Source organism: Cyanobacteriota bacterium, assembly GCA_025054735.1.
Lineage (GTDB): Bacteria > Cyanobacteriota > Cyanobacteriia > SKYG9 > SKYG9 > SKYG9.
Genome location: JANWZG010000194.1, coordinates 1 through 6,946, shown reverse-complemented (window position 1 = coordinate 6,946; position 6,946 = coordinate 1). Strand labels below are relative to the sequence as shown.

Below are 6,946 nucleotides of genomic sequence, written 5' to 3'. Positions count from 1 at the left end.
TGTCGATCGAAATCACCTACGGGCTGGAGCGCCTGACCATGTACCTGCAAGAGGTGAATGCTTTTACGGCAATTCGCTGGAATGATCAGATTACCTATGGCGATGTGCACCTCCAGGGCGAAATTGAGCAATCGACCTACAACTTCGAGGCTTCTAACCCAGAGATGTTGTTTACCCTGTTTGGGCTGTATGAGCAGGAGGCCAAGCAACTGGTGGATCGGGGCTTAGTGACTCCAGCATTGGACTACGTATTGAAGTGCTCCCACACCTTTAACCTCCTGGATGCCAGAGGTGTGATTGCCGTTACAGAAAGGACTCGCTACATTGGTCGCATCCGCAACCTTGCCCGGCAAACGGCAATCCTCTATCTGAAGCAACGAGAAGCGTTAGGATTTCCTCTTCAGAAGCATTCACCCGTTGCAGTGACCTAATCTACCCAGCCCAACTCAGCATTGGAAAGTCGAGGGCTAGGCTGATCAGTGGGCAACCGATAGGTTCTAGTAGTAAGGGTGGATGAGGCTGGTTGCTCAGCGGTGAGTTGCTGGAGACGCTGCTCTAGGTCGGCGTTTTGCTGAGTAACTTGGCGCACGACCTGCTTCAGGGTTGCCAGTTCTTTTAGGGCTGCTTCTGCTTGGGCTAAGGCTGTCTGGGTTTGCGATAATTCTGCCTTGGTGGCTGCCAGCGCCTCATCAGCCTGTTGTTGGGCAGCTTGACTTTCTGACAAGGCTGCTTTGATGGTGTCTAGTTGGGCCATGTCGGCTTGCAGGCGTTGAATGGTGGCCTCTAGGGTAGCGATCGTCTGTTGATAGCCATTTTCGCGGTCTTGGGCTGCTTTCAGGGCGGCTTGTAATTCGGCGATCGTTGCCTCTGTTGTCACTGTGGTAGACAACGTTGCCTTAGATGTTGACGTTGATTTGTTCGCTCCCCGGCGACGATTGGTTGACTTCGGCTCATCAGCAGTGGGGGGGCTTGGCATCGCTGGGTCAATGGTTGCCTCAGCACTGGTAGACAGAGCGTGCCCGTTGTCCGTAGCTCTAGCAGAGGAATCCCTTAAAGGTTTCTGAGCCTCTTCTCGCAACAAATCACCTAATCGTTTGCGTGCCATTACTGCCTCCAATCTTGCTGAATTTCATCGACAACCCGGCGATAGTCCGCCTCAGCTTCTCGCCCATTGCTGCCTCGCCACTGGATGATAGGCAACCCTTCTAGGGATGCTCGCTCGTGGGCCTTATACGCTCGAATAAACGCCTGACAAGCTCGAATTCCCAATGACATCAGAGTATTTTGTGCTTCTAGGGCCTCGGCCAAACTACGGGGATCTACCTTGGTTAGTAGAACTCGATGGGCAACCCCTGCTGGAATCACTGCCCGTTTGACGGTTTCAATCAAGGCAGTCAAGTCCATGGGTGCAGGCGGCGTGGGTAAGAGTAAATAGTCAGCCGCAGGAACTACCGCAGCTAAGGCATCTGACCCTAGGGCGGGTGGTGTATCAACAACGATCGTGGCATACCCAGATACCTGCCGCAACTGACTCAGCAAGGTCGGATCAGCTTCACGGGTAATGTCAAACCCCATACCATCTGGACTGCGCCCTACCCACCATGTAGCCGATGCTTGGGGATCAGCGTCTACTAGCAAGGTTGGTGCCTGCTCCGCCAAAATAGCAGCTATGTTAACCGCTGTGGTAGTCTTGCCCACACCGCCTTTACCATTTAATACGACCAGAATTTTTGGGGACTGTGCACTCACGCTATCGTTTGGCCTTGGCTATCCCATACCTTAGACTGATATAGCCTGTCACAGAGTTTGGATCACGGAACACTCTGCTTCACAGTTCGTAATGCTTCAGGATAGAATGGCGATCGAAATACCTATCGCTGGCTCAATGGCTAGCGCCAATTGTCATTCATGTTCAATCACCATGCAAACGAATACTAGTGCTGTGAAAGTAGGCGATCGCGCTCCAGACTTTACCCTGACCTCACAAACCGGGGCACCCGTTTCTCTGTCAGACTTTCGAGGCAAGCAGGCTGTTGTGCTCTACTTTTACCCCAAGGATGACACCCCAGGCTGCACCGCAGAGTCCTGTGCGTTTCGTGACAGCTATGAAGTGTTCAAGCAAGTAGGTGCCGAGGTAATTGGCATTAGCGGCGACTCGCCAGAGTCTCACCAAAAGTTTGCTAGTAAATACAATCTGCCCTTTATCCTGGTGAGCGATAGCGGCGACAAGGTGCGTAAGCAGTATGGTGTGCCTGCAACGCTATGGATTTTGCCAGGGCGTGTTACCTACGTTATCGACAAAGAGGGAATTGTTCGTCACATCTTTGACTCTCAACTGAACTTCCAAGCCCACGTAGATGAAGCCCTCAAAATTCTGAGACAGCTTTAGGGAATAACTTGGCGGGCGGCTGCTAGCAGATGCTCATGCACAGTGGGTGAAGCAGCAATGACCAAACCTGGACGCTCATAGTTTTGACAGGTGTATAGCGGTGGTGGCGGCTCTCCAGTCAGGGTGGTGACGATCGCCCCTGCTTCTTCGGCCAAGAATGCTATAGCAGCGCCATCAATAAACTTGCCTGCTCGGATGACTGCCCCAGCCAACTCACCGCTCAACATGCCATTGACATTGGGAATTTGCACCATCGTGGAATAGGATGTGGCTATGTCGATTACGTGGTAATGCTCTTGTAGAGTCAGTGCTAGGGCTTCCATGCCCCAACCCAGCAATACTGTATTGCCGATCGTCCCTACCCTGAGCGGCTGTGCCGACTCCAGGCCATCGTCCAGAGTCCCCTGCCAACATCCCTTACCTCGCAAGGCATAGTAATAGGTACCCTGGGCTGGGGTAATCGCAATTGCCGCTTCAAACTCATCCCGGTTCAACACGGTTAGAATAATTTGGTAATTACTATGTCCATCTAGGTAGGACTGGGTACCATCGATCGGATCCAATGTCACTAGATAGTCATCCTTTTCACCCAAGTCAATTGCTCGAAAATATTTCGTGTTGTAAGACTGCTCGTGTTCCTCACCATAGAAGCGAATGTCAGGAAACGTCCCCAACAGAGCCACCTCTACCATGGTCTGAATAGATAAGTCAGCATCACTGAGGGCTGCGCCAAAAAAGTTGTCATAACCATCCTTGGCAGGACGAGCGACAATACGAGATTGAATATGGTTGGCGTAGGCCGCAGCTACCCGCAGGTAGGGAAACAGGGTTTCAAGAATTCCCCACGGAGTTGGAGTTAAGGTCACAACACTAACCTCCAGCTAACCCTACGATCGCCATAGCACTGGCGAACCGATCGCAGGTGTCCAGGCTGTGGTCACTGGCTCTCCAGCTAGCACCTGCTGAATAGCAGTTTTGAGATGCGCTGTTGTCACCGCTGTTGCATCCTCTGGGTTATCATCAATGCCGCCACCGTAGCACAATACACCGCGATGGTTCAGCAGAAATGCTTGGGGGGTAACGGTGACCCCAAAACTATGGCCTACGTCCTGGGTGACATCCCGTAAATAGGGAAAATTGAGATTAGTTTTCGCCACAAACTGTTTCATCCCTTCCAAATCGTCACTAACAGACTGGCTGACATCATTGGTGTTGATGCCAATTAAGGTAAACCCTTGAGGAGCAAACTCTGTCTGTAGTTGCTTTAGGCGATCGACATACAGGTGCACTGTCGGACACTGATTCGCCAAAAATATTACGCAGATGGCCTGTAGTCGCTCTAGATAGCGAGCTAGATGATGAACCTCACCATCGGTTCCAGGCAATTCAAAATCAGGGGCATAGTGACCTAGCAAGCTGGCAGTTGTTTCCATAGGGCTAGAAGTGGAGCGTAGTTACCTGACATTCCATCGTAGTGAATGACGTGTACGTTGTACATAAGATAGACAAGCGGGGTTGACTTGTATTAATCTCCGGCAATCTAGAAATTAAATGTCTAGAATGAAAGTGGTTACTAATACCAGTAACTATATAGCTGCTTAACAGGAAGCACCTCTTAGATGGCCCCGTTAAGCACTGTTATGGGTTTGAGATTAACCTAGCTTCCACTAGGTCGGTACTACATTGATACTGCAAATCGTTGTAGCAGCTTGCATGGGATGGCAGCTAGTAATGCACTAGATAAGTTGTGATGTTGCCTCTGCGTTTAATGCAAGGAACCTATCAGTTACTAGTGCACTAGTATGATACGTCCGATTGACGTGAATGATGAACAAATTAACCAAGGGTTTGTTGTAAGAACCAGCACTCGCACTTTAATTCTCTCGTTTTTCCGACCAACTGTCTAAAAGATGAGTCCTATCAGGAACAGAGTTTACCAGATTGATCTATAGCCTGTTTTCTTGCCGAAGTCGAACCCTAAGCTTAGTGCCTATGGATGCCATGACTGCTCGTCGGACCATGACATTTGATGATATCTATCACTACTTTCAGGCTCCTCCACCTATCTACCTCAGTAGGGAGCAGGCTGTTTGCTACATTTTGTCTGTGCTGTTGCAGGGTGACTCCTATGGATCCAAGTTGGTTAAGCACCTAACGACTGAATATCCTGCCTATGGTTTGTCGGAAACAGTTCTGTACGGAGCATTGCAATTTTTGGAAGAGCAGGGAACGATCGCGGCCTATTGGCAACGAGTTAAAGGTCGGGGTAGACCTCGCCGCATGTATCAGATTCAAGATGAAGCCCGCAGTCAAGCAGAAGAACTAGCAGGTCTATGGCAGCAATATCTTCAGCGTTATGGCACCTCTGCTGGTAACTCTGAGAGATAAAGGGTTGTAGTCAGCAGTACAATTTTTGGCCATAAAACCCGCTGTAATGGCCTGGTAAGGCATAACAATCGTGATACTGCGAGGGATATTTCATGCGTGTGAACTACAGTAGGCGCAAGTTTTTGACGATCGGCTCTGCTGCTCTAGGTAGCAGTCTGCTGTTAAAAGCCTGTGCCAGCTCTGAACCCAGTGGTTCTGGCTCTCCGGCTAGTAGCCCAACAGCTAGTCCTGCTGCCACTAGCGCTAGCAGTCTCAGGGTGGCCATGGTGCTACCTGGTGTGATTACAGACAAAGCGTGGAACCAAGCGGGCTTTGAAGGGCTGACAGCCGCAAAAACTAAGACAAATAGCGAAACAGCCTACGTCGAAAAAGTTGGACAAGCTGATCAAGCTGAAGCCTTATCAGATTTTGCCCGTCGTGGCTACAACCTAGTCTTTGCCCATGGCGGCCAGTTTGATGCTGCTATTCAGCAGGTAGCTACTCAGTTTCCGAAGACCTTCTTCGTAGGGGTGAATGGCGCTGTTCAGGGAGCCAATATGGCATCCTTGCGGATTGATCACTTGCAAGCTAGCTACATTTGTGGTGTCATTGGGGCAACCCTCAGCAAATCGGGCAAGATGGCCTATCTCACGGCACAGTCCTTCCAAGCTACTGATGAAGAACTGCGAGGCTTTGAACTGGGGGCAAAATCTGTCAAACCCGACATCAAGGTAACTGCTAGTTACACTGGCGACTGGAATGATGCAGCAAAGGCTAAGGAGGCAGCGCTGGCCTTTATTGCCTCTGGTAATGATGTGATTTATCAGTGGTTAGATGCAGCGTCTCCAGCCGTATTAGAGACAGCTCAAGAAAAGGGGATTCTGGCGTTTGGCAATACTGTAGATCAACTGGATATTGCTCCTAAGGCAGTGCTTACGTCTGCCGTTAAACGCATTGACTTGGCGATCGCCTACATTGCTGAGCTAGCTGCCAAGGGAACCCTAAAGGGGGAAATTTATACCCTCGGTCTTGATCAAGCGGAAATTCTCTATCTGGGCAAGTTTGGTGCAGCAGTGCCCGATGAGCTTCAGAAAAAAGCCATGACTATCAAGGAGGCGATCGTTAGCAAGAAACTCTCCTTTGAACCCTGTCAGGAGGCGGGCAAAGATACCCGCTGCGTCAAGGGATCGGTCTAGTGACATAGCAGCTTACCGCAAAGACTTCAGTCCCTACCTTCCGGCAGCAAGGACTGACCTATTCACGCAGCCTTCAAGCAAAATCCCTCTCCCAGTAGGAAGAGGGATCTTAACCTTCAGCAGCCTAGGACTAGATGACCGTCAGCCGCGCTGTGATGATCATGTCGTTGTAGTCAGCATCACCACCACCGCGCAGGTCTTCAATACCCCAGACGTTTTCACCCAACATGCGGAAGTGGTCAGCCCCAGCGAAGTTGGCAGCAAGGTAGGGGAAGTAAATACCCTGGTTGCCAGCAGTATTGAGCGTACCATTGCGGGCTTGGTCGATCGTGCCGCCATTGGTGATTAAGAAGGGAGCAAAGATAGAACCACCCGCAAACTGCCCAGTGAACTGTGCGCGTCCTTGGTTATCCACACTTAGGTTAATCCCAGGAACGAGCCGATCGAGGGCTGCCCGAATGTAATCTTGGCTAGTGCTAGGAGCAAGGTGGCCGATCGTACCCCGTGCATCATCCACCCGGTAGAAGCCAACGAAGTTGTTGAAGGCGGCTTCTCGGTTAACGGTGAACTCTGCCCGCACCTGTCCAGTAATACCCCGCAGGTCAATCACCTCTCCCTCTTGGCCGGTTTGCAGGTTAGTGCCCAAAGCAGCCGTGGTAGTAGTGGTTTCTGCGGTCACGGTCACTCCGCTAAAGGCAACCTGAAAGCGGTTAGTGCCAGTGAGTTGGTCAACCGTGACTCCAGAGGCAGTGGAGAAGGTAACCCGGGGGGGAGTGCGTCGAGCAGCGATCGCGGCTAGAGCTGCATCCGTTGTGCCATTTTCCACTTGGTAGAACACCAGGCGTGACCCCCGATCCACATCCCCTAACAACCGACGCAGTGTGCCAGGGTTAAAGTTTTGGGGATTGTTGCTGATAGCAGACAGTAGCACTCGACCCCGGCCAAGGGCAGTTGCCAAGTAACGAGGATCGCTAGGGGCAATGCCGTTGATGGT

At 51.1% G+C, this 6,946-nt stretch carries 9 protein-coding genes; 4 read left to right on the top strand and 5 right to left on the bottom strand.

What is annotated here, in order from left to right; genetic code table 11:
• On the top strand, positions 1–431 hold a 431-nt coding region (locus tag NZ772_10655), incomplete at its 5' end, for a glycine--tRNA ligase subunit alpha (protein MCS6814012.1).
• On the opposite strand, the gene NZ772_10650 is transcribed toward NZ772_10655, so the two are convergent.
• Positions 428–1,105: a hypothetical protein gene (locus tag NZ772_10650; protein MCS6814011.1), complete on the bottom strand. Its 678-nt coding sequence runs from the start codon at positions 1,103–1,105 to the stop codon at positions 428–430. The two genes, NZ772_10655 and NZ772_10650, sit on opposite strands and share 4 nt — an antisense overlap.
• Entirely contained in the window at positions 1,105–1,749 is a 645-nt protein-coding gene (locus tag NZ772_10645; GenBank protein ID MCS6814010.1) for a ParA family protein, read from the bottom strand. The genes NZ772_10650 and NZ772_10645 overlap by 1 nt, the downstream gene beginning before the upstream one ends.
• Before the next feature lie 172 nt (positions 1,750–1,921).
• On the opposite strand from NZ772_10645, the gene NZ772_10640 reads away from it, so the two are divergent.
• Positions 1,922–2,389 carry a peroxiredoxin gene (locus tag NZ772_10640; GenBank protein MCS6814009.1) on the top strand — a complete coding sequence of 156 codons (468 nt, stop codon included), beginning with the start codon at positions 1,922–1,924 and terminating at the stop codon, positions 2,387–2,389.
• Here NZ772_10640 and NZ772_10635 read toward each other — a convergent pair.
• Positions 2,386–3,255: an inositol monophosphatase family protein gene (locus NZ772_10635; protein ID MCS6814008.1), complete on the bottom strand. Its 870-nt coding sequence runs from the start codon at positions 3,253–3,255 to the stop codon at positions 2,386–2,388. The two genes, NZ772_10640 and NZ772_10635, sit on opposite strands and share 4 nt — an antisense overlap.
• Positions 3,256–3,276: 21 nt before the next feature.
• Positions 3,277–3,822: a thioredoxin family protein gene (locus tag NZ772_10630; GenBank protein ID MCS6814007.1), complete on the bottom strand. Its 546-nt coding sequence runs from the start codon at positions 3,820–3,822 to the stop codon at positions 3,277–3,279.
• Positions 3,823–4,408: 586 nt separating this feature from the next.
• Between NZ772_10630 and NZ772_10625 the strand changes: the two genes are divergently transcribed.
• Both NZ772_10625 and NZ772_10620 read left to right on the top strand, forming a co-directional pair.
• A complete protein-coding gene (locus tag NZ772_10625) occupies positions 4,409–4,777 on the top strand; it encodes a PadR family transcriptional regulator (protein ID MCS6814006.1) in 369 nt (122 codons plus the stop codon).
• Between the two features lie 92 nt (positions 4,778–4,869).
• Positions 4,870–5,952 carry a BMP family protein gene (locus tag NZ772_10620; protein ID MCS6814005.1) on the top strand — a complete coding sequence of 361 codons (1,083 nt, stop codon included), beginning with the start codon at positions 4,870–4,872 and terminating at the stop codon, positions 5,950–5,952.
• A gap of 130 nt (positions 5,953–6,082) precedes the next feature.
• On the opposite strand, the gene NZ772_10615 is transcribed toward NZ772_10620, so the two are convergent.
• Positions 6,083–6,946 (bottom strand): DUF4114 domain-containing protein (locus NZ772_10615; GenBank protein ID MCS6814004.1); only part of this gene is annotated, 864 nt, incomplete at its 5' end.

Excerpts from the sequence above, each read along its gene's own strand:
- NZ772_10650 (MCS6814011.1), bottom strand. The coding sequence starts at position 1,105 with ATGGCACGCAAACGATTAGGTGATTTGTTGCGAGAAGAGGCTCAGAAA.
- NZ772_10640 (MCS6814009.1), top strand. The coding sequence starts at position 1,922 with ATGCAAACGAATACTAGTGCTGTGAAAGTAGGCGATCGCGCTCCAGAC.
- NZ772_10630 (MCS6814007.1), bottom strand. The coding sequence starts at position 3,822 with ATGGAAACAACTGCCAGCTTGCTAGGTCACTATGCCCCTGATTTTGAA.
- NZ772_10625 (MCS6814006.1), top strand. The coding sequence starts at position 4,409 with ATGACATTTGATGATATCTATCACTACTTTCAGGCTCCTCCACCTATC.
- NZ772_10620 (MCS6814005.1), top strand. The coding sequence starts at position 4,870 with ATGCGTGTGAACTACAGTAGGCGCAAGTTTTTGACGATCGGCTCTGCT.